Source organism: Corallococcus macrosporus DSM 14697 (assembly GCF_002305895.1).
GTDB lineage: Bacteria > Myxococcota > Myxococcia > Myxococcales > Myxococcaceae > Myxococcus > Myxococcus macrosporus.
On sequence record NZ_CP022203.1, the window covers coordinates 3,607,841 to 3,630,153 of the forward strand.

General features: G+C 67.9%; 20 protein-coding genes and 1 tRNA gene. 20 read left to right on the forward strand and 1 reads right to left on the reverse strand.

Annotated features, from left to right (window positions below):
• Positions 1–12 precede the first annotated feature (12 nt).
• The 18 genes from MYMAC_RS15185 to MYMAC_RS15270 all read left to right on the forward strand — a co-directional run bounded on the left by MYMAC_RS15185 (position 13) and on the right by MYMAC_RS15270 (position 18,957).
• Positions 13–88: transfer RNA gene (locus MYMAC_RS15185), tRNA-Trp, on the forward strand.
• A gap of 99 nt (positions 89–187) precedes the next feature.
• Positions 188–631 carry a preprotein translocase subunit SecE gene (gene secE / locus MYMAC_RS15190; RefSeq protein ID WP_095958613.1) on the forward strand — a complete coding sequence of 148 codons (444 nt, stop codon included), beginning with the start codon at positions 188–190 and terminating at the stop codon, positions 629–631.
• A complete protein-coding gene (gene nusG, locus MYMAC_RS15195) occupies positions 631–1,173 on the forward strand; it encodes a transcription termination/antitermination protein NusG (RefSeq protein ID WP_002640701.1) in 543 nt (180 codons plus the stop codon). Before secE ends, nusG begins: the two co-directional genes overlap by 1 nt.
• Before the next feature lie 146 nt (positions 1,174–1,319).
• A complete protein-coding gene (gene rplK, locus MYMAC_RS15200) occupies positions 1,320–1,766 on the forward strand; it encodes a 50S ribosomal protein L11 (RefSeq protein WP_013939640.1) in 447 nt (148 codons plus the stop codon).
• Positions 1,767–1,802: 36 nt separating this feature from the next.
• Positions 1,803–2,516, forward strand: a complete 714-nt coding sequence (rplA, locus tag MYMAC_RS15205) for a 50S ribosomal protein L1 (RefSeq protein WP_013939641.1) — start codon at positions 1,803–1,805, stop codon at positions 2,514–2,516.
• A gap of 392 nt (positions 2,517–2,908) precedes the next feature.
• Complete coding sequence (rplJ, locus tag MYMAC_RS15210) at positions 2,909–3,430, forward strand: 50S ribosomal protein L10 (RefSeq protein ID WP_013939642.1); 522 nt, start codon at positions 2,909–2,911, stop codon at positions 3,428–3,430.
• Between the two features lie 102 nt (positions 3,431–3,532).
• The gene (gene rplL, locus MYMAC_RS15215; RefSeq protein WP_013939643.1) at positions 3,533–3,901 is read left to right on the forward strand and encodes a 50S ribosomal protein L7/L12; all 369 of its coding nucleotides are present in this window, start codon (positions 3,533–3,535) and stop codon (positions 3,899–3,901) included.
• A gap of 177 nt (positions 3,902–4,078) precedes the next feature.
• On the forward strand, positions 4,079–8,305 hold the full coding sequence (gene rpoB / locus MYMAC_RS15220; RefSeq protein ID WP_095958614.1) for a DNA-directed RNA polymerase subunit beta: 4,227 nt from the start codon (positions 4,079–4,081) through the stop codon (positions 8,303–8,305).
• Between the two features lie 136 nt (positions 8,306–8,441).
• Positions 8,442–12,656, forward strand: coding sequence for a DNA-directed RNA polymerase subunit beta' (gene rpoC / locus MYMAC_RS15225; protein ID WP_013939645.1), 4,215 nt, complete (start codon positions 8,442–8,444; stop codon positions 12,654–12,656).
• Positions 12,657–12,866: 210 nt separating this feature from the next.
• Complete coding sequence (locus tag MYMAC_RS15230) at positions 12,867–13,394, forward strand: hypothetical protein (RefSeq protein WP_013939646.1); 528 nt, start codon at positions 12,867–12,869, stop codon at positions 13,392–13,394.
• A gap of 175 nt (positions 13,395–13,569) precedes the next feature.
• Positions 13,570–13,920, forward strand: a complete 351-nt coding sequence (locus MYMAC_RS15235; protein WP_013939647.1) for a phasin family protein — start codon at positions 13,570–13,572, stop codon at positions 13,918–13,920.
• Complete coding sequence (locus tag MYMAC_RS15240) at positions 13,917–14,657, forward strand: lytic transglycosylase domain-containing protein (protein WP_013939648.1); 741 nt, start codon at positions 13,917–13,919, stop codon at positions 14,655–14,657. The genes MYMAC_RS15235 and MYMAC_RS15240 overlap by 4 nt, the downstream gene beginning before the upstream one ends.
• Positions 14,658–14,788: 131 nt before the next feature.
• Positions 14,789–15,484 (forward strand): hypothetical protein, encoded by a 696-nt coding sequence (locus MYMAC_RS15245; protein ID WP_204817636.1) that lies wholly within the window; start codon positions 14,789–14,791, stop codon positions 15,482–15,484.
• Between the two features lie 32 nt (positions 15,485–15,516).
• The gene (locus MYMAC_RS15250; RefSeq protein ID WP_013939650.1) at positions 15,517–15,984 is read left to right on the forward strand and encodes a hypothetical protein; all 468 of its coding nucleotides are present in this window, start codon (positions 15,517–15,519) and stop codon (positions 15,982–15,984) included.
• 37 nt (positions 15,985–16,021) lie between these two features.
• Positions 16,022–16,783, forward strand: a complete 762-nt coding sequence (gene tgl, locus MYMAC_RS15255) for a social motility TPR repeat lipoprotein Tgl (protein WP_095958616.1) — start codon at positions 16,022–16,024, stop codon at positions 16,781–16,783.
• Positions 16,784–16,805: 22 nt separating this feature from the next.
• A complete protein-coding gene (locus MYMAC_RS15260; protein WP_013939652.1) occupies positions 16,806–17,192 on the forward strand; it encodes a helix-turn-helix domain-containing protein in 387 nt (128 codons plus the stop codon).
• A 9-nt stretch (positions 17,193–17,201) separates the two neighbouring features.
• On the forward strand, positions 17,202–17,936 hold the full coding sequence (recO, locus tag MYMAC_RS15265; protein ID WP_095958617.1) for a DNA repair protein RecO: 735 nt from the start codon (positions 17,202–17,204) through the stop codon (positions 17,934–17,936).
• Between the two features lie 25 nt (positions 17,937–17,961).
• Positions 17,962–18,957, forward strand: a complete 996-nt coding sequence (locus MYMAC_RS15270; protein WP_095958618.1) for a carbohydrate kinase family protein — start codon at positions 17,962–17,964, stop codon at positions 18,955–18,957.
• A 122-nt stretch (positions 18,958–19,079) separates the two neighbouring features.
• On the opposite strand, the gene MYMAC_RS15275 is transcribed toward MYMAC_RS15270, so the two are convergent.
• Positions 19,080–19,568 (reverse strand): GyrI-like domain-containing protein, encoded by a 489-nt coding sequence (locus MYMAC_RS15275; protein WP_095958619.1) that lies wholly within the window; start codon positions 19,566–19,568, stop codon positions 19,080–19,082.
• A gap of 53 nt (positions 19,569–19,621) precedes the next feature.
• On the opposite strand from MYMAC_RS15275, the gene MYMAC_RS15280 reads away from it, so the two are divergent.
• Entirely contained in the window at positions 19,622–20,425 is an 804-nt protein-coding gene (locus MYMAC_RS15280; protein ID WP_095958620.1) for a MerR family transcriptional regulator, read from the forward strand.
• A gap of 16 nt (positions 20,426–20,441) precedes the next feature.
• A complete protein-coding gene (locus tag MYMAC_RS15285) occupies positions 20,442–22,298 on the forward strand; it encodes an OPT family oligopeptide transporter (RefSeq protein ID WP_170114736.1) in 1,857 nt (618 codons plus the stop codon).
• Positions 22,299–22,313: the final 15 nt, after the last annotated feature.

The window sequence follows — 22,313 nt, forward strand, 5'->3', positions numbered from 1 at the left end:
AGGGAAGGTTCTAGGCCAGTAGCTCCAACGGTAGAGCAGCGGTCTCCAAATCCGCGTGTTGGGGGTTCGAATCCCTCCTGGCCTGCCAACTCTCAGTAGTCGCGGGGCCCCCGGTACCTGGAGGTGCCGGGGGTTCCTGTGTTTTCGCAGTCCCGCGATTCGCATCCGCAGTACCTCGTGAGGCACCATGGCGACGGCATCAGAGGCCAGCCAGCAGGCTAACCGCTCGGCGATGGATCCGAAGCGGCTCGTGGTCATCTTCTATCTTCTCTCCGGCATCGTCCTGGGCCTCTTCCTGGAGCACCTGCTCGGGTTGCTGTGGGCGCGGTTCAACTGGAGCGACCCGGTTCTCATCGAGGGCCTGGATTGGAAGGTCTCCACCCTGGTGGGTTACGCGGCGGCCGTGGCCCTGGCCCTGGGCGCGTACTTCCACCCGCGCACCCACGCGCTCTCCATTGATGTGGCCTCGGAGTTGATGAAGGTCACCTGGCCGACCTGGACGGAGACCAAGGCGTCGACCATGGCCGTGGTGGTGGCCTCGCTGGTGGCCGCCGTCATCCTCTTCTGCATCGATACGGCCGCCTACAACCTGATGGTGGAGTGGCTGCCGACCGTGTGGGGGAAGCTGTAATGGCGATGAAATGGTACGTGGTCCACACCTACTCGAACTTCGAGAACCAGGCGAAGAAGAGCCTGGAAGAGAAGGTCCGTCTGGAGGGCCTTCAGGACCAGTTCGGTGAGATCCTGATTCCGATGGAACAGGTCGTCGAAATGGTGAAGGGCGAGAAGAAGACGTCTCGCCGCAAGTTCTTCCCTGGCTACATCTTCGTGCAGATGGAGCTGAACGACCGGACGCTCCACCTGGTGAAGAACACGCCGAAGATCACCGGATTTCCCGGAACGGCGCAGAACCAGAACCCGCTGCCCATCTCCGATCAGGAGGTGGCTCGGCTGACGTCCCAGATTTCCGAGGGCACGCTCAAGCCCAAGCCCAAGGTGCAGTTCGACGATGGCGACACGGTGCGCGTCATCGACGGCCCGTTCGCCAACTTCAACGGCACCGTGGAAGAGGTCAACGCCGAGAAGGGCAGGGTGAAGGTGCTGGTCAGCATCTTCGGCCGCGCCACCCCGGTCGAGCTGGACTTCATGCAGGTGGAGAAGACCACCGGCTAGCAGTTGATGCGACGCCGTGCACCCCTGTATGGAGTGCGCGGCGTTCGCATTTCCGGTTCCCGGTCCGGGGCCGGATTCATGGGTGGGAGGGCCTCCCCGTCTGGTGGCCCGCTCGTACCACCCACTCGAAAGGCAGTTGTCGTTCGATGAAGAAGATCACAGGCCAGGTCAAGCTGCAGATTCCCGCCGGCAAGGCGAACCCCGCTCCGCCGATCGGCCCCGCGCTCGGTCAGCAGGGCGTGAACATCATGGAGTTCTGCAAGCAGTTCAACGCGAAGACCCAGGCGGAAGCCAAGGAAGGTCTCATCATCCCGGTGGTCATCACCGTGTATGCGGACCGCTCCTTCACCTTCATCCTGAAGACCCCGCCCGCCGCCGTCCTCATCAAGAAGGCCGCCGGTCTGCACACCGAGAAGAAGAAGGGCTCGGGCGCGAAGAAGCCGGGCAAGGAGAAGGTCGGGCAGATCACCCGCGCTCAGCTCGAGGAAATCGCGAAGAAGAAGATCCAGGACACCACCGCTGCGTCGATCGAAGCCTGCATGAACACCATTGCCGGCACCGCGCGCTCCATGGGCATCGACGTCGTCGGCTAAGCCGCCGCGCACCCACTCACGACAAGGATTACTGTCATGGCTAAGACTGGGAAGAAGTTCCGTGCGGCCGTTGCCCTGGTGGACCGCGACAAGCGTTACAGCGTCAGCGAGGGCTTCCAGCTCCTGAAGAAGACGGTGGAGGCTCGCGCCACGAAGTATGACCAGACGGTTGACGTCTCCCTCAACCTGGGCGTGGACCCGAAGCACGCGGACCAGATGGTCCGCGGCGCCGTGGTGCTGCCGCACGGCACCGGTGCCACGGTGCGTGTGGCCGTGTTCGCCAAGGGTGAGAAGGCCACCGACGCGACCAACGCCGGCGCGGACGTGGTCGGCGCCGAGGACCTCCAGAAGCGCATCGAGGAGGGCTTCCTCGACTTCGACACCGTCATCGCCACCCCGGACATGATGGGTGTCGTCGGCCGCCTCGGTAAGGTGCTCGGTCCCCGCGGCCTGATGCCGAACCCGAAGGTCGGCACGGTGACCATGGACGTCGCGAAGGCCATCCGCGACGCCAAGGGCGGTAAGGTCGACTTCCGCGCGGAGAAGGCCGGCATCGTGCACGCGAAGCTGGGCAAGTGCTCCTTCGAGGTGGAGAAGCTCGAGGCCAACTTCAACGCGCTGGTGGACCTGGTGATGAAGCTGAAGCCGGCCGCCGCGAAGGGCGTCTATCTCCAGGGCATCGCCATCTCGACCTCCATGGGCCCGGGCATCAAGCTCGACACCACGGAGATCAAGGCGCGTCACGGCTAATCGGGCCGCACGGACGGGGGGACGCAGCCCTGGCTCCTGGTCAGGGCTGTCACCTGTCTGACGTCACAGGTTCGAAAGTTCTGGATCTTTGCTGAAGCCGGGGGTATAGGCCCCCGGCTTTTGCAATTGGGGCGCCACGTCATGAGGCGTGGTTTCCCCAACACCTGGTTCATGACAGCAGGGACCTGGGTGAAGAGGGTGCATGTTCCGTTGGCAACCGGGCAACCGGTCGGACGGCGCCTTCGACCCCTGGTTCAAACGGCCGCGAGGCCAGCCCTGCCGAGACTGGAGGTGCGGTGTGGTGCCTCTCGGAGGCTCCTCTCGCTCTGCCACTTTGGCCCAGGCATCACGCCCGACCTGAAAAGGCGGGCCCAGTAAGGAGGTGAGTCAAAGTGCTGAAGAGCGAGAAGGAAGAGATGATCAAGGAGCTCCACGAGAAGTTCTCGCGGACGACTTCCGCCGTCGTCGCCGAGTTCTCCAAGGTGGACGTGGAGACGGTGACGAAGCTCCGCAAGAAGTTCCGCGAGGGCAACGTCGAGTACAAGGTCATCAAGAACACGCTGGCGCGCCGTGCGGCGCAGGGCACGTCCGTGTCGGTCATCGCTGATGACTTCACGGGCCCCGTGGCCCTGTGCATCAGCTACGGCGACGTGGTGGCTCCCGCGAAGATCCTGGTCGAGTTCTCGAAGGACATCGAGGACAAGATCAAGATCCGCACTGCCGTCGTCGAAGGCCGCAAGGTCGACGTCGCCGGCGTGAAGGCCCTGGCGAAGCTGCCGGGTCTGCCCGAGCTCCGCGCGCAGTTGCTGGGGGTCATCAGCGAGCCGGCGAGCAAGCTGGTTCGGACCATCGCGGCTCCGGGTTCGCAGCTCGCCCGAGTCGTCCAGGCCAACGCGGACAAGGCGCAGGGCTGAGAAGCCCTCATCCATCCGAGAAGTTTTTCTACCGCAACCTCACCGGCCTGAACTCTCCAAAGGGGAGTTGGCCGTTAGTCGAAACCAGAAGGACACATTTCAATGGCTGACCTGAACGCGATTGTTGACCAGCTCTCCTCCCTGACCGTCCTCGAGGCGGCCGAGCTCGTGAAGCAGCTCGAGAACAAGTGGGGCGTCTCCGCCGCCGCCGTGGCCGTTGCCGCGGGCCCGGCCGCCGCCGCTGCTCCTGTCGAGGAGAAGACGGAGTTCACGGTGGTGCTGGCCAACGCCGGCGCCAACAAGATCAACGTCATCAAGGAGATCCGCGCGATCACCGGCCTGGGCCTGAAGGAGGCCAAGGACCTGGTCGAGGGCGCTCCGAAGAACGTCAAGGAAGGCGTCAGCAAGGACGACGCCAAGAAGATCAAGGACCAGCTCACTGCGGCTGGTGCGACCGTCGAGGTCAAGTAGTTTCTACAGGGGCTGACCGGTTTTCCGGGAAATTTCGGGCAGCCACCTGACCGGATGTGCAGGCCGGCGCTCCCTGAGAGGGGGCGCCGGCTTTGCCCATTTGACCGTTGCAAATTTCCCGGCGCCGCCGCGCGTTATTGAAGTTTGCCCGCCCGAGCAGTCGTCCCCGGAGCCAGAATGCCGACGCAGATCCAGAACAATTTCCGCGTGCGGAAGACCTTCGCGAAGATCGCGAAGATCATCGACATTCCCAATCTTATCAACATCCAGAAGCAGTCCTACGAGAAGTTCCTCCAGGCGGACATCGCCGCCGACAAGCGCGAGGACCTCGGTCTTCAGGGCGTCTTCAAGTCGGTGTTCCCCATCCGCGACTTCAACGAGACCTCCTCGCTGGAGTTCGTGAGCTACCACCTGGAGCGCCCGAAGTACGACGTGGATGAGTGCCACCAGCGTGGCATGACGTATTCGGCGCCCATCAAGGTGGTGGTGCGCCTGGTCGTGTGGGACAAGGACGAGGAGACCGGCGCCCAGTCCATCCGTGACGTGAAGGAGCAGGAGGTCTACTTCGGCGAAATCCCGCTGATGACCCAGAACGGCACCTTCATCATCAACGGGACCGAGCGCGTCGTCGTCAGCCAGCTCCACCGCAGCCCGGGCGCCTTCTTCGACCACGACAAGGGCAAGAGCCACTCGTCTGGCAAGCTGCTCTACAACGCCCGCATCATTCCCTACCGCGGTTCGTGGATCGACTTCGAGTTCGACCACAAGGACCTGCTGTACGTGCGCATCGACCGCCGCCGCAAGCTGCCGGCCACGGTGCTCATCCGCGCGCTCGGCGCCGTCCCGGACACCGCGAAGAAGAACCCGCTGGAGTTCAAGGGCTCCACCGAGGAGATCCTCAACTACTACTACGCGACGGAGACCATCTACCTCCAGAGCAGCGAGGACTTCGAGAAGAGCGTCGAGCTCGAGCTGCTGCCCGGCCAGCGCGCCACCCGCGACATCAAGACCAAGGCGGGTGACCTGATCGTCAAGAAGAACCGCAAGTTCACCCGCGCCGCCATCAAGAAGCTCGAGGCGGCCAAGATGAAGACGCTCCCCATCGACGCGGATGAGCTCTTCACCAAGGTGTCCGCCTACGACGTCGTGGACGAGAACACCGGCGTGGTGCTGCTCGAGTGCAACGAGGAGGTCTCCCAGGAGAAGGTCGAGGAGCTCCTCAAGCACGGCATCAAGGAGTTCAAGGTTCTCTTCATCGACAACCTCAACGTGGGCCCGTACCTGCGTGAGACGTTGATGCTGGACAAGCTCGAGACCCCCGAGCAGTCCATCATGGAGATCTACCGCCGCCTGCGCCCTGGCGATCCGCCGACGCCGGAGACGGCCATCAACCTGTTCACCAACCTGTTCTTCAACCCGGAGCGCTACGACCTCTCCAAGGTCGGCCGCCTCAAGCTGAACTTCAAGTTCGGCCTCGAGGAGCCGCTCGACGGGCAGATCCTCACCAAGCGGGACATCCTCGAGGTGATCCGCTACCTGATCGATCTGAAGAACGGCAAGGGCACCATCGACGACATCGACCACCTGGGCAACCGCCGCGTCCGCGCGGTGGGCGAGCTGCTGGAGAACCAGTACCGCATCGGCCTGGTGCGCATGGAGCGGGCGATCAAGGAGCGCATGAGCCTCCAGGAGATCGAGACGCTCATGCCGCACGATCTCATCAACGCCAAGCCCGTGACGGCGGTCATCAAGGAGTTCTTCGGGTCCAGCCAGCTGTCGCAGTTCATGGACCAGACGAACCCCCTGTCGGAAGTCACCCACAAGCGGCGCCTGTCGGCCCTTGGGCCCGGCGGCCTCACCCGCGAGCGCGCGGGCTTCGAGGTGCGCGACGTGCACCCGACGCACTACGGCCGCATCTGCCCCATCGAGACGCCGGAAGGTCCGAACATCGGCCTCATCGCGTCGCTGTCCACCTACGCGCGCGTCAACGAGTTCGGCTTCGTGGAGACGCCGTACCGCAAGGTCGAGGGCGGCGTGGTGACGACGGACGTGGCCTTCTACTCCGCGCTCGAGGAGGAGAAGCACACCATCGCCCAGGCGAACGCGGAGACGGACAAGAAGGGCAAGTTCGCCAACGCGCTGGTGTCCAGCCGCCGCGGCGGTGAGTTCGTCCAGGCGCGCGCCGAGGACGTGGACCTGATGGACGTGTCCCCGAAGCAGCTCGTGTCGGTGGCCGCGTCGCTCATCCCGTTCCTGGAGAACGACGACGCCAACCGCGCGCTCATGGGCTCCAACATGCAGCGCCAGGCCGTGCCGCTGCTGCGCACCGCGGCGCCGCTGGTGGGCACGGGCATCGAGTCCATCGTCGCCCGCGACTCCGGCGTCACCTGCGTGGCCCGGCGCGACGGCATCGTGGAGAGCGTGGACGCCGGCCGCATCGTGGTGAAGGCGGACGTGCCGGCCTCGCTGAGCGACGTCACGAGCGAGGTCGACATCTACAACCTCCTCAAGTACCAGCGCTCCAACCAGAACACCTGCCTCAACCAGAAGCCCATCATCAGCAAGGGCGACCGGGTGAAGAAGGGTGACGTCATCGCCGACGGTCCGGCGACGGAGACGGGCGAGCTGGCGCTGGGGCAGAACGTGGTCGTCGCGTTCATGCCGTGGCAGGGCTACAACTTCGAGGACTCCATCCTCATCAGCGAGCGCATCCTCAAGGACGACGTCTACACGTCGATCCACATCGAGGAGTTCGAGTGCATCGCGCGCGACACCAAGCTGGGCAAGGAGGAGATCACCCGCGACATCCCGAACGTGGGTGAGGAGGCCCTCAAGGACCTCGACGAGAGCGGCATCATCCGCATCGGCGCCGAGGTGAAGCCCGGCGACGTGCTGGTGGGCAAGATCACCCCGAAGGGCGAGACGCAGCTCTCCCCCGAAGAGAAGCTGCTGCGCGCCATCTTCGGTGAGAAGGCCGGCGACGTGCGTGACAGCTCGCTCCGCGTCCCGCCGGGCGTGGTGGGCACCGTCATCAACGCCAAGGTGTTCAGCCGCAAGGGCGTGGAGAAGGACGAGCGCGCCAAGCAGATCGAGTCCATGGAGGAGGCGAAGCTCCTCAAGGACCAGAACGACGAGATCAAGGTCCTCCAGGACAGCGCGTTCGGCCGCATCCGCGGCCTGGTCCGCACCAAGGAGGTCCAGGGCAAGCTCGTGGACGACAAGGGGAAGATCCTCCTGAAGAAGGGGGACATCCTCGACGACGAGCTGCTGTCCACGGTGCCCTACAAGTACTGGGGTGAGATCTCCGTTGGCGATCCGCTGGACTCGCGCCTGCGCGACATCCTCCGCAACCTGGAGGACACGAAGGAGGCCGTGAAGCTGGCCTTCGGCGAGAAGATCGCCCGCATCAAGAAGGGCGACGAGCTGCCGCCGGGCGTCATCAAGATGGTGAAGGTGTACGTCGCCATCAAGCGCAAGCTGGCCGTGGGCGACAAGATGGCCGGCCGCCACGGAAACAAGGGCGTCGTGTCCCGCATCCTCCCCGAGGAGGACATGCCGTACCTGGAGGACGGGCGTCCGGTGGACCTGGTCCTCAACCCGCTGGGCGTGCCCTCGCGCATGAACATCGGGCAGATCCTGGAGACGCACCTGGGCTGGGCCGCCAAGGGCACCGGCGAAGCGCTGCAGCGCTACGTCGAGTCCAACTGGAGCTCGGACGCCATCAAGGAGCGCCTCAAGGTCATCTACAGCGACCCGGCGTTCGGCGAGTTCCTCGACAAGCTCGACGACGAGGAGATCAAGCAGCTCTGCCGCCGCTCCAAGAAGGGCATCCACGTGGCCACGCCCGTCTTCGACGGCGCGCAGGAGACGGAGATCCACGCCCTGCTGGACGAGGGCCACCTGCCCCGCACGGGCCAGATGGTGCTCTTCGACGGGCGCACCGGTGAGCCGTTCGACCAGAACGTCACCGTGGGCGTCATGTACATGCTGAAGCTGCACCACCTGGTGGACGAGAAGATCCACGCCCGCTCCATCGGGCCCTACTCGCTCGTCACGCAGCAGCCCCTGGGCGGCAAGGCGCAGTTCGGCGGTCAGCGTCTGGGCGAGATGGAAGTCTGGGCGATGGAGGCCTACGGCGCGGCGTACACGCTGCAGGAGTTCCTCACCGTCAAGTCGGACGACGTGGTGGGCCGCACGCGCATGTACGAGGCCATCGTCAAGGGCGACAACGTCCTGGAGAGCGGCCTGCCCGAGTCGTTCAACGTGCTCCTCAAGGAGCTCCAGTCGCTCGCGCTCGACGTGGAGCTGCTGGAGAGCGCTCCCCCGGAGCGGCAGCGCAGCTTCGGTGGTGACTTCCTCGGCGGCGGTGACGGCGAGGAGCGCAAGACGGGAACCGAGGCCTGATTGCACGGAGCGCCCGCCTGACCGGCCGCCCGCCGTCCCCTGAGTGGGGCGGGCGCGGCCGGGTCGGGGCGGGGGCCCGAATCAGCTGGCGGCCCTCCTGGAAGGGGAGGGCGCCCAACGAGATTTCGGAGGCAACGTGAAGGACATTTTCAACTTCTTCGAGAAGCCGAAGGACCCGCTGTCGTTCAACGCCATCCGCATCGCCCTGGCGTCGCCCGACAAGATTCGCCAGTGGTCCCATGGCGAGGTGAAGAAGCCGGAGACGATCAACTACCGCACGTTCAAGCCGGAGCGGGACGGGCTCTTCTGCGCCCGCATCTTCGGGCCGGTGAAGGACTACGAGTGCAACTGCGGCAAGTACAAGCGCATGAAGCACCGCGGCGTGGTGTGCGAGAAGTGCGGCGTGGAGGTCATCCAGTCCAAGGTGCGCCGTGAGCGCCTGGGCCACATCACCCTGGCCACGCCCGTGGCCCACATCTGGTTCCTGAAGTCGCTGCCGAGCCGCATCGGCAACCTGCTCGACATCACGCTGAAGGAGCTGGAGAAGGTCCTCTACTGCGAGAGCTACATCGTCCTCGATCCGAAGGCGACGCCGCTGCAGAAGGGCGAGCTCATCAGCGAGGACAAGATGCACCGGCTCTACCAGGAGCACGGTGAGGACTCCTTCACCACGGGCATGGGCGGCGAGGCCGTCCGCGAGATGCTCAAGTCGCTGGACGTGGACAAGCTGTCCGAAGAGCTGCGCAAGGACATGCGGGAGACGACCAGCGAGGCGAAGCGGAAGAAGTACGCCAAGCGCCTGAAGGTGGCCGAGGCGTTCCGCGTCTCCGGCAACAAGCCGGAGTGGATGATGCTGGACGTGATTCCGGTGATTCCGCCGGACCTGCGCCCGCTCGTTCCCCTGGATGGTGGCCGCTTCGCGACCTCCGACCTGAACGACCTGTACCGCCGCGTCATCAACCGCAACAACCGCCTGAAGCGCCTCCAGGAGCTCAACGCTCCGGACATCATCATCCGCAACGAGAAGCGGATGCTGCAGGAGGCCGTGGACGCGCTGTTCGACAACGGCCGCCGCGGGAAGACCATCACGGGCCCCAACAAGCGCCCGCTGAAGTCGCTGTCCGACATGCTCAAGGGCAAGCAGGGCCGGTTCCGCCAGAACCTGCTCGGCAAGCGCGTGGACTACTCGGGCCGCTCCGTCATCGTCGTGGGCCCCGAGCTGCGCCTGCACCAGTGCGGCCTGCCGAAGATCATGGCGCTCGAGCTCTTCAAGCCGTTCATCTACAACAAGCTCGAAGAGAAGGGTTACGTCACCACCATCAAGTCCGCGAAGAAGATGGTGGAGAAGGAGCGTCCCGAGGTCTGGGACATCCTCGAGGACGTCATCCGCGAGCACCCGGTGCTCCTCAACCGCGCGCCCACGCTGCACCGTCTGGGCATGCAGGCCTTCGAGCCCGTGCTGATTGAAGGCAAGGCCATCCAGCTCCACCCGCTGGTGTGCGCCGCCTTCAACGCCGACTTCGACGGCGACCAGATGGCCGTGCACGTGCCGCTCTCCATCGAGGCTCAGATGGAGGCCCGCGTGCTGATGATGTCCACGAACAACATCCTCAGCCCCGCGAACGGCAAGCCCATCATCGTCCCGACGCAGGACATGGTGCTCGGCATCTACTACATGACCCGCGCCCGCGAGTTCGCCAGCGGCGAGGGCCGCGTGTTCGCCTCGCCCGACGAGGTGCGCGCCGCGTACGACCACGGCGAGGTCCACCTCCAGGCGAAGGTCGTCTGCCGCATCGACGGCAAGCGCAAGGAGACCACCGTCGGCCGCGTCCTCCTGTGGGAGGTCGTCCCGCGCGCGGTGGGCTTCGACGCCATCAACAAGGTGCTCGACAAGAAGTCGCTCGGCGGCCTCATCGACCTCTGCTACCGCCTCACGGGTGAGAAGGAGACGGTGCTGCTCGCGGACCGCGTGCGCAGCCTCGGCTACTACAACGCCACCCGCGCCGGCATCTCCATCGCGCTCAAGGACATGATCATCCCTGCGAAGAAGCAGGAGTTCCTGGACTTCGCGCGCAAGGAGGTGTCGGAGATCGAGAACCAGTACCTCGAGGGGCTCATCACCGACGGCGAGCGCTACAACAAGGTCATCGATATCTGGGCGGAGATCACCGAGAAGGTCGCCCAGGAGATGATGCAGCAGATCTCCCAGGAGGAGACCACCGGGGAGCGCGACGGCAAGCGCGAGACGCGCAAGCAGCCGTCCTTCAACCCCATCTACATCATGGCCGACTCGGGCGCGCGTGGTAGCGCCCAGCAGATCCGTCAGCTCGCGGGGATGCGTGGCCTGATGGCGAAGCCCTCCGGCGAAATCATCGAGACGCCCATCACGGCCAACTTCCGTGAAGGCCTCTCCGTGCTGCAGTACTTCATCTCCACGCACGGCGCCCGCAAGGGTCTGGCGGACACGGCGCTCAAGACGGCCAACTCCGGTTACCTCACCCGCCGTCTCGTGGACGTGGCGCAGGACGCCATCATCAACGAGTACGACTGCGGCACCATGGACGGCCTGTTCATCGGCGCCCTGGTGGAGGGCGGCGAGATCATCGAGCCGCTCGGCGAGCGCATCCTGGGCCGCGTGGCCCTGGACGACATCCTCGACCCCGTCACGGGCGAGGTGCTGGTGCGCGCCAACGAGGAGATCGACGAGGACCGCGTCCGCCGCATCGAGAACAGCGGCATGGACAAGGTGAAGATCCGCTCGGTGCTCACCTGCCAGGCCAAGCGCGGCATCTGCGTGGAGTGCTACGGCCGTGACCTGGCCCGCGGCCGCAAGGTGTCCGTGGGTGAGGCGGTCGGCGTCATCGCGGCGCAGTCCATCGGTGAGCCGGGTACCCAGCTCACGATGCGCACCTTCCACATCGGTGGTGCGGCGACGCGGCGCGCGGAGCAGTCCAGCCTGGAGAACCGCTACGCGGGTAGCGTGAAGTTCGCGGGCCTCATCACCGTGCAGAAGACGGACGGCACGCTGGTGGCCATGAACCGCAACGGCGAAATCGTCGTCGTGGACGACTCGGGCCGCGAGCGCGAGCGCTACCAGGTCATCTACGGCGCCCGCATCCTCGTGAAGGAAGGCCAGCGCATCGAGCCGGGCGTCCTCATGGCGGAGTGGGACCCGTTCGCGATTCCCCTGCTGACCGAGGTCGGCGGTGTCGTGCGCTACGAGGACATCATCGAAGGCGTGACGATGTCCGAGGCGCTGGACGAGGTGACGGGCCTTTCCCGGAAGACGGTCATCGAGTCCAAGGACCCGGAGGCGCGTCCGCGCGTCACCATCCGCGACGCGAACGGCAACGTGAAGGACCTGCCGAGCTCCCGCAACCCGGCGAGCTACTTCCTGCCGCAGGGCTCCATCATCACCGTCAACGACGGCGATGAGATCCACCCGGGCGAGGTCATCGCCAAGGTGCCGCGCGAGACGACGAAGACCAAGGACATCACGGGCGGTCTGCCCCGCGTGGCCGAGCTCTTCGAGGCGCGCAAGCCGAAGGACGCGGCGGCGATCGCCGAAATCGATGGCGTGGTGTCGTTCGGCAAGGACACCAAGGGCAAGCGCAAGCTCATCATCACCCCCGAGGTGAACGGCGAGCAGCGCACCGACCTGGCCAAGGAGTACCTGATCTCCAAGGGCAAGAACATCAGCGTCCACTCCGGCGACCGCGTGAAGGCCGGCGAGGCGATGATGGACGGCTCGGCCAACCCGCACGACATCCTCAAGGTGCTGGGCGAGAAGGAGCTCGCGCGCTACCTGGTGGACGAAGTGCAGGAGGTCTACCGACTCCAGGGCGTGAAGATCAACGACAAGCACATCGAGACCATCGTGCGGCAGATGCTCCGCCGCGTGCGCGTCACCGATGTGGGCGACACCAACTTCCTGGTCGACGAGCAGGTCGAGAAGTGGGTGTTCGAGGAGGAGAACGAGAAGGTCATGTCGGAAGGCAAGCGTCCCGCCGTTGGCGAGCCGCTGCTGCTCGGCATCACCAAGGCCTCGCTCTCCACCGAGTCCTTCATCTCCGCGTCGTCCTTCCAGGAGACCACCAAGGTGCTCACCGAGGCCGCCATCAACGGCAAGGTGGACTACCTGCGCGGCCTCAAGGAGAACGTCATCATGGGCCGGCTCATCCCCGCCGGCACGGGCCTGCCGAACTACAAGCACCTGGACATCGCGGTGGAGAGCCCCACCGACGAGGTCAACGAGATGGAGGCCGCCCTGGCCGCCACCCACGGCGACACCGGCCCCCTGAGCGCGCCGCCTTCCCGCCCGGAAGGCACCCAGACGACCGGCGCGGCCTAGTCCGCGTCTGGGAAGTCCTCGAAGCGTCCGCTTGAAGACAACCGCCGCTCCCGGAGCTTTCCCCGGGGCGGCGGTTTTCCTTTTGTCATGGCTAATCGCGTTATGTGTCTGTCGTTGCCTTGACGTCCATGGCGCGCCGCGTTAACTGTTGGACGCTGCATTGACGCACCTGGTTACCGCCCGGCGAAAGCCGGGATAGGGGAGGACGGTATGGCCACGACGAAGACCGAGACCGAGGCGACGCAGAACGACGTTCAGAGCTCCGAGGCCGCTGAGAAGAGCGGGCTGGCGCAGAACGTGGAGAGCTTCCTGAAGGCCCAGCTCTCCCAGGCGCAGAAGCGCATCGAGGAGCTGGAAGGCGAAGCGGGCAAGGTGGTGAAGACCTTGGAGTCCCGTGGGCAGGAGGCCGCGAAGGAGGCCCAGGCGCTGTGGACGAAGCTCCAGGCCGGTGAGCTGCTGACGGACCCGCGCGTGCAGGAGCTGAGCAAGCGCGCCAACGCGGCCAGCACCGAGCTGGGCCGGCGCGTGGACGCGGCCGGCACCGAGCTGCGCAAGCGCTTCGACGGCATCCAGACGCGCGTCGTCGAGGCCGTGGGCGTGGCCAGCCAGGCCCAGTTGAAGGACCTCAACAAGGAGCTGGCGAAGCTGTCCCGCAAGGTGGACTCGCTGCTGAAGCCGGTGCGCCGGGTGAACGGCGCGAAGCCTTCCAGCAGCCCCGCATCCTCGCCGCGCGCCTGATTTCCCCTCCACACCCCGACGGACCGTATTGCCTCTCCCTTTCCCGGAGTGCGTCAGGGGAGGGGGAGGCGCATCGCCGTCGTTCCCTTCGCGTCGGGGGTGTGCTTATTTCGGCCGTTCCCCCGACCGGGTCGGGGCTGGACGCCCAACCCCGCACACCTCCCGGAGAGACCCCATGGACAACAAGCCCGAGGCCCCCCGAGAGAAGCACGCCGTGGCGGAGACGTTCGAGCGTCTTTGGAGCCAGGCCCTGCTGGCGGTGAACACGGCGGAGGAGGAAGCCTCCCGCGCCGTGCAGCGCGTGGCCGCGGTGGCGGGGTGGAGCCAGGACGAGGTGAAGCGCCAGGCCCGTGAGTTCGGGGACCGGCTGGCGGGACACCGCAAGGACCTGGAGCACAACGTCGAGGAGCGCGTGCGCGTGGCCCTGGCGAAGATGAAGCTCCCGCGCCGCGAGGAGCTGTCGGCCTTTGGCACCCGCCTGGACAAGCTGGCCGAGCGCATCCAGGCCCTGGAGCAGCGGAAGTGAAATCTCCCGCCCCCTCGGGCGGGAGGTCCTTCGGTACGCGGCTGTTCGAACGTCTCCACGCCCTCAGTTCGGGTTGTTCCCGGCTCCCGCTGCTCGCGGGCGCGGCGCTCGTCGTGTCCGCGCGGCTGGTGCCGCTCCTGGAAGAGCGCCCGGTGCAGCCCGTCGTCCCAGGTGTCGTGGCGGCGGAGGTCATCTCCCCCGAGGCGTCGCTCATCGACGCGGTGCTGACGCGGCGGGCCCCGGATCTGGGCCTGACGCTGCGCCGGCAGCTCATCCAGGCCATCGCCGAGGAGGCCGGACGGCTCGCGTATGATCCGCTGCTGATCCTGGCCATCATCGACGTGGAGTCGGACTTCACGGAAGACGCCGTGTCCGTGAAGGGCGCCCGCGGGTTGATGCAGATCAAACCCAGCACGCTGCACTTCCTGGCGGCGAAGGAAGGCCTGCGCCTGTCCCGTGAGGAGGTGACGGCGGACCCCGCGCTCTGCGTGCGGCTGGGCATTCGTTACCTGCGCTCGCTCCAGGAGCGCTTCGGTGGGGACCTGGACCTGGCCCTGATGGCCTACAACGCCGGCCCCACCCGCATCCGCAACGCCATCAAGCAGGGTGAGCTGGAGCGCTTCCGTCGCTACCCGCGGGCGGTCCGCCGGGACTTCCGGCGCTTCCGGGAGGGCCACGGGCTGGGCGGTGACTGGGCCCTGGCGCAGCGCGAGGTGCCTCCCGAGCCCATGCCCTGAGCGGGCGTGTGGTGAATCTCCGGGCGGCCGGGCCGCTCCAACGGGGTGCACGCGCGCCTTGTCCCGTCCCGTCGGGTGCGCTAAGCGTTCCAAGTGCCCGGGACTGTTGGAGATTCTCAGGAGTGACCCACATGAAGAACCCCCTGTTCCCCAGCGCCGCGCTCGCCGCCGCCCTGGCCCTGGCCCCCTTCGGGGCGCACGCCGGCTCCGTCTTCCTCAACGGCGTCAAGATTGACGGCGTCACCAACCAGCGGTTCGAGAAGGCCACCGTCCGCATCGACGAGGCGGGCAACGTGCACATCGACGCCCCGGGCTACGCGGCCCGGGTGACGACCGTGACGCCGCCGGCCCCCGCGGCGCCGGCCCAGGCTCCGGCACCCGGTACCGCCGCGGGGACGGCCACCCCCGCCGCCAAGGCGCCCCCCGCCGCGGCGCGGCAGGCGCCTGGCGCGCCCACGGCGCCCGGGCGCATCACCCAGCGCTACTGGCTGGTGACGGAGCAGCCGGTGCCAGGGATGACGGGGTACGACATCGACGTGTTCGTCAACTCCAAGTGGCTGCGCAAGCTGCGCGGCAACGAGGACCAGGTGGTGGTGGAAATCACCCGAGACCTGCGGCCGGGGGCGAACAAGGTGACGTTCATCGCCCGGAAGGGGAACGCGGCGGACGCGCGCAGCAGTTCGCCTGGCCACGTGTTTCGGGTCATCATTGGCGAGGGGAACGAGGGCGGCGGGAACGTGATGATCGACAATCCCCTCATCCGCTTCCAGAAGACGGCGGCGGACACGCAGGACGCCACGCAGGAGTTCACCCTCACCACGCGCTGACAGGTGGGGGACTTCGTGTAACGGAGACAACCGTGTTCAACCTCGACGAGCGCTACCGGGGGCTGCCCGCCACGCGGGAACAGGTCCTGGCGCTGCACACCTCCCTCAACACGCCGCACGTGGCCATTCCCGGCAAGCAGGCCGGGCCGGCGCAGGCCTTCGTCGTGGGCATCCGGGGAGGGCAGGGGGCCGCGGCCGTCTTCGTCTACCTGTACCTGGCGGAGGCCGCGGACTGCGCGGTGTACCTGTCCGGCCGGCGCAACCAGTCGGCGGACGAGTACCGCGACGATGAAGGGGACGCGCTGGCCTTCGTGGAGTCGCTGGGGTTCATGATGGATGACGCCAACTGGCGCGCCATGGACCCGGCGCAGCAGGACGAGCAGCTCAAGACGTTGCCGGTGTTCTTCAAGGACCCGACGCTCGTGCCCGCGGTGGTGGCGCGCGCCGAGGAGAAGAAGAACGTCACCACCACGCTGGGCCGTTTCCTGGCCGCCTTCTGAATCACCGCCCCCTCACCCCCGTCGAGAGCCGCCTCCCATGTCCCGCCTTTCCACCGCGTCCTGTTCGCTCGCGCTGCTGCTGGTGTCCTCCGGTTGCTCCCACACGCCCACGGAGAAGGAGAAGCGGAGCGCGGAGATTCACTATGACCTGGCGATCCAGGCCCAGCAGGCCGGCGAGCTCCAGGATGCGCTGCGCGAGCTGCAGCAGTCGTTGAAGAAGGACCCGGACTACCCCGACGCGAACAACGCCATGGGCATCCTGTTGCACCTGGCGTTCCGCCGTCCCGACGAGGCCGTCAAGCACTACAACAAGGCGCTGGAGATTCGCCCCGACTTCTCCGAGGCGCGCACCAACCTGGCCAACGTGCACCTGGACCAGGGCCGCTACGACGAGGCCATCCAGCTCTACGAGACGGTCCTCAACGACATGCTCTACCCGACGCCCTTCATCGCCCAGGGCAACCTGGGGTGGGCGTACTACAAGAAGGGCGAGACGGACCGCGCGGTGGAGAGCATCAAGGCCGCGGTGACGACGAACCCCAACTTCTGTCTGGGCTACAAGAACCTGGGCCTCATCTACGACGAGACGGGCCGCACCGCCGAGGCGTGCCGCCAGTTCGCGCACTACCGCGAGAGCTGCCCGGACGTGGCCGAAGCGTATATGCGTGAAGGCGTCTGCCAGGCGAAGCTGGGACAGGTCGATGCGGCGAAGGCGGCCTTCGCCACCTGTGAGAGCAAGGCGAAAGCTGGTGAACAGGTGTTGAAGGACGACTGCAGGAGGCTGCTGGAAAAGCTCTAGCGCGTTGGGTATCTGGGGACCCGTGGACCACGTCGATTTCGGCAAATACCTGAGCCAGCAGCGGGAGCTCCGAGGCCTCTCGCGTGACGACGTCGCGCGGGAGACCAAGATTCCTCCCACGCTCATCACCGCGCTCGAGGCCGGGCAGGTGGAGCGGCTGCCCTCGCGCATCTTCGTGGTGAACTACATCCGCGCGTACGCGCAGGTCATCGGCATGTCTCCGGAGGAGGCGGTGCTGCGCTACGAGGAGGTGGACAGGTCCGTGCCGGCGCCGTCTCCCGTGCAGCTCGAGCAGGAGCGGCGCAAGCGGGCCTACGTGGGGTTGTCCGTGCTGCTGGCGTCCCTGCTCCTGGGCGTGTACCTGTTCCTCGTGCTGAGCGGAAAGCTTCCCAACCCGCTCGCGCGTTGAAGCATCTCCATGGAGCGATACGACGACGACGCGCTCGTGCTGTCCTCGGTGGACTATGGCGAGTCCGACCGGCTCGTCACCCTGCTGACGCGGGAGCACGGGAAGCTGACGGCCTTCGCCGCCGGAGCGCGCAAGAGCAAGCGGCGCTTCGCGGGCGCGCTGGAGCCGTTCATGCGGCTGCGCGTCCACCTGGTGGAGACGCGCGGCAGCACGGTGCGGCTGGATGGCGCGGACATCGTCGCGGGCTTCTATGCGGCGCGTGAGGACCTGTCGCTCATCGCCCGGGCCCTGTACGCGGTGGAGCTGTGCCGCGAGCTGACGCGGGAGCATGAGCCGCACCCGGAGCTGTTCGCCCTGCTGGAGGCGTACCTGGCGCGGCTGGACGCGAAGGAGGCGGGGCCCACGTCGCTGCTGGCCTTCGAGCTGTCCGCGCTGGCGCACGCGGGGCTGATGCCCCGGTTCGATTCGTGCTCGCTGTGTGGTGGCGCGCCGGGGGAGCGGCCTCGCTTCGACCAGGCACATGGCGGCGCGGTGTGCGAGCCCTGTGGCTTCCGGGCGCGCGAGTCGGTGGCGGTGCCGGTGGCGCTGCTCACGGGCCTGCGCGCGCTCCAGGAAGGCGCGCGCACCCCGCTGCCTCCGGACCTGCGCGCGCGTGCCCGGGGGCTGCTGAACGTCTTCATCGCGCATCACCTGGGCCGCCGCCTCAAGAGCGTGGACTTCATGGCCCAGGTGGGCCTGGACTGACGAAGGTTCGGAAGGCGAGGGGCGCATGCCGCCGCTGGATGTCGTGTGCTTTGGCGAGACGTTGGTGGACTTCCTCCCGGCGGCGCCGGGGCACCGGGTGCGTGACGTGCCCGCGTGGCACCCGTGCCCTGGTGGCTCGCCAGCGAATGTCGCGGTGGGGCTGGCCCGCCTGGGACTCCGTCCGGCCATGCTGGGCGTGGTGGGCGCGGACGAGTTCGGGCACTTCCTGCGCGAGCGGCTGGCCTCGGAAGGCGTGGACGTGAGCCACCTGCGCCAGACGGCGGAGGCGCGCACCGGGCTGGTGTTCATCTCGCTGGACGGGAAGGGCGAGCGCACCTTCACCTTCTTCCGGACGCGCTCCGCGGAGTTCCTGCTGGGGCCCGCGGACGTCGACGCGGCGTTCCTGTCCGGCGCGAAGGCGGTGCACTGTGGCTCCAACTCGCTCCAGTGGCCGGAGGCGCAGGAGGCCGCGGTGCGGATGCTGGGCCTGGCGCGCGACGCGGGCCTCATCGTGAGCTGTGACCCCAACCTGCGGCTGCACGCGTGGGAGGACACGTCCCTGCTGAGCGGGCTGCTGGCCCGGATGCTGCCGCAGTGCACGGTGGTGAAGCTCTCCGAGGAGGAGATTGGCTTCGTCACCGGGACGGAGGTGCCGGAGGAAGCCCTGGGGCGTCTGGCGGCCATGGGCGTGCCGCTGCCCGTGGTGACGCTGGGCGAGCGGGGGGCGCTGCTGCTGTGGAAGGGCGAGCGCCTCTACGTCCCGGCGACGAAGGTGCGCGTCGTCGACACCACGGGGGCTGGCGATGGTTTCGTCGCGGGGCTGCTGCACGGCCTCGTGCGCTGGTACGGCGGCGCAGCGGGACTGCGCGATGCGACTGGAGCCGAGCTGACGGCGCTGGCCACGTTCGCGTGTGAGGTCGGCGCGCGCGTGGTGGAGAAGCTCGGCGCGGTGGATGGCCTCCCGCGGGTGGGCGCGCTGGCCCAGGTGATGCCTTCGCGTCCGGCCCCTGCTCGCACGTAAGCGCGCGTGGCCTGTCGCGGCGGGGGCGCGTGAGGCGCGATGATTCAGCGCTCACGCCCTCGGGCGCGTTCGCGGTGCTCGCGGCCGCGCTCCTCGCGGGGGGGGGCCAGGCCGCCCTTCGCTCAGGGCGCCAGCGGCGTGAGCAGCTCGTAGTCGAAGCGCTCATACGGCGGCGTCACGGACTGCCGGCGCTGGTCATACCGCTCCAGCACGTAGGCCGCCGCGTCCGAGCGCCGGGCCTCCGCCTGGAGCCAGCTCGCCACCCGGACATACGCGGCGTCGATGGCCTCCGCCGTGCCCTGCACGGGCGTCACGGCGTAGTCGTGAGGTGGAATCGTCAGCGGCTGGAGTCCATCCGGCACCGCGCCCAGGTCCTTTACCTCGGTGGTGACCCAGTACCGGTAGACGGGGTCGTCGCCGGGCTGCGCATGGTCGCCGCCGGGGACGCAGCCGTGGAACACGTTCCGGTCCACCACGCCGGGGATGCCGTCCAGGCGAGCGACGAGCTCCAGCCACGCCAGGGGCACGCGGTGGCTCAGCTCGCTGCGACGGCCGACCACCTTGAGGCCCACCAGCTTGATTTCTCCTCGGGAGACGATGGAAACGTTCATGCTCTCAACCCTCCACCTTGAACCAGGTTGAACCTCAAGGGGAAAGCCGCCGCATGCTGACGATTTCGCAGTTCGCGGACCGCTGTGGCCTGTCACCGAGCGCGCTGCGCTTCTATGAGCGGAAGGGCCTGCTGCTGCCCTCCGCCCGGCGAGCGAATGGCTACCGCGCCTACGCTCCCGGGCAGGTCGGAGAGGCCCGCTTCATCAGCAGCCTGCGCGCCGCGGGCATCTCCCTCTCCGCCATCCGCGAGTTCCTCCGGAAGGACGCTCGAACCCGGGAGACGATGCTCGCGTTTTGGCGACAGGACCTGTCCGCGCGGCTGCTCTCCCTCCAGCTCGCGGACCAGTACCTGCGGGGGCTGGGCGCGGCGTCGGGGCCGCGCGTCCACCTGGAGCAGTGGGCCGAGCCGTCCGTGCTGGTGTGGTTCCCCGCCACCGCGCCGCCGGGCCCCCTGGCGTTCCGCGCCGCCGTGCCTGCCTGCAAGAAGGAGCTGGAGCGGCGGGGTATCCCGGTCCTCACGAGCGGTTATGTCCGCACGCTCGATGTGGCGCGGGGCCAGCTCCTGGGCGAGGTGGGCTTCCGCATCAAGCCGCGCCGGCGCTTGCCTCCAGGATGCCGCGGGCAGGAGGTCCCGCCCACCTTGTTCGCGACGCTGGAGTGCGCCGTGCGGGACGAGCAGGCCGCGCACCGCGTGTTCCGATTCCTGGCGGAGCTGGGGTTCCGGCCGGACGGGCTCCACCTGGAGCGCTATCTGCCCGGTGTCGCCGACCGGTACCTCCTCATGCTGAGCGTGCGGCGCCTGGGGCCGGTGGCGGCGGATGGGGAAGGGGGCTCGTCCCCGGGGCCCCTGGGGTGAAAGGATGGGACGGTCCATGTCCCAGCCCGTCCCCCATGCGGTCCCCGAGGAAGCGGCCCCGACGCAGGCCCCGCTGACGTTGCTTCGAATCCCCGGGGACACGCCCGAGGCGCTCGACAGCTTCTGGCTGCGCGAGGTCTTCCAGGGCGACCGGATGCCTCAGCTCACGCTGAGGGCGGTGCTGCTCGGCGGTGGCATTGGCGCCATCACCTGCGCGACCAACCTCTACGCGGGCCTGAAGATGGCCGTGGCCTTTCCCGTGGCCATCACCGCCGCGCTGCTGGCGCATACGGCCCATGGGGCGATGCGGCGCGTGGCGCCTGGCGTCGCGGGCGCGCCGCTCTCTCCGTTGGAGACGTGCTCGGCGCAGGCCGTGGCGTCGTCCGCGGGGTACGCGACGGGAGGCGCCCTGGTGTCCGTGCAGGGCGCGTGGCTGCTCACGACGGGCAGTCATCCGCCGGGATGGGCGTTGCTCGCGTGGACCTTCCTCCTGTCCGCCCTGGGGGTGCTCTTCGCGGTGCCGCTCAAGCGCAAGCTGGTGGACCACGAGCAGCTTCCCTTCGCCACGGGCACGGCCGCGGCGGCGACCATCCGCGCGCTGCACGCCACGGGCGCGTCGTCCCGCCCCAGCCTGTCGATGCTGGGCCTGGGCGGCGGCATCGCGGCGCTCGTCACCCTGGTGCGTGATGGCCTGGGCCGCCTGCCCTACGTCTTCGCGTTTCCGGGGGCGCTCGGTGGGTGGCCGCTGGAGCGCCTGGGCTTCGGCTTCGAGACGAGCCTCCTTCCCCTGGGCGCGGGCGCGCTGCTGGGCCTGCGGCTCACGGCGTCCTGGCTCCTGGGCGCGCTGCTCATCCACGGCGTCGTGGCGCCCCGCGTGTTCGCCGCGGGGCTCCTTCCTCCGGAGGGGGACTTCCTCGCGTGGAGTCTCTGGCCCGGCACCGCGGCGCTCACCACCGCGTCGCTGCTGCACTTCGCCCTGGAGGGGCGTGTGCTGGGCCGCGCCTTGCGAGGCCTCTTCCGGAGGACGCCGGCCACGCCGCATCCGGTGGACGCGCTCCAGGTGCCGGGGCGCTGGCTGCTCGCGGGGCTGGCCGTCCTGACGCCCGCCACGCTCGCCGTGGCCAAGGTGGGCTTCGGGGTGCCCCTGCCACACGCCGCGCTCGCCGTGGCGCTGTCGTTCGTGCTGTGTCTCATCGCGTGTCGCGTCACCGGTGAGACGGACGTCACCCCCGTGGGGCCGCTGGGGCAGGTGACGCAGATGACCTACGGCGTGTTGCTGCCGCGCAACGTGGAGGCGAACCTCGCCACCGCGGGCATCACCGTCAACGCGGCTTCTTCGGCGGCGGACCTCCTCAGTGACGTGAAGACGGGCCACCTGCTGGGCGCCCATCCCCGGCGCGTGTTCCTGGCGCAGCTCCTGGGGTGCGCGGTGGGGGCCGCCGCGGTGGTGCCGCTGTTCTTCCTGCTGGTGCCGGACCGCTCCGCGCTCGGCGGAGAGCGCTTCCCCGCACCCGCGGCGACCGTCACCGCGAGCATCGCCCAGGTGCTGGCGTCAGGACTCTCCGGGGTGGAGCCGGGCACCCGCGCGGCGCTCGGCTGGGCCGCGCTCGTCGCCGCCGGGCTCACACTGGCCGAGCGCATGGCGCCCGAGCGGGTGCGGCACTGGGTGCCGTCGCCCCTGGGCATGGGCCTGGCCTGCCTCCTGCCCGCGTCCACCGCGCTGGGCTTCTTCCTGGGAGGACTGGCCGCGGCCGTCGCTCGCAAGGTGAGTCCGGGCGCACAGGAGGGGCGGGTGGTGACGCTGGCCGCGGGCCTCATCGCCGGTGAAGGCTTGATGGGGGTTGGCATCGTCCTGAGCCAGGCGCTCTGGTAACCTTCGGCCCACCCC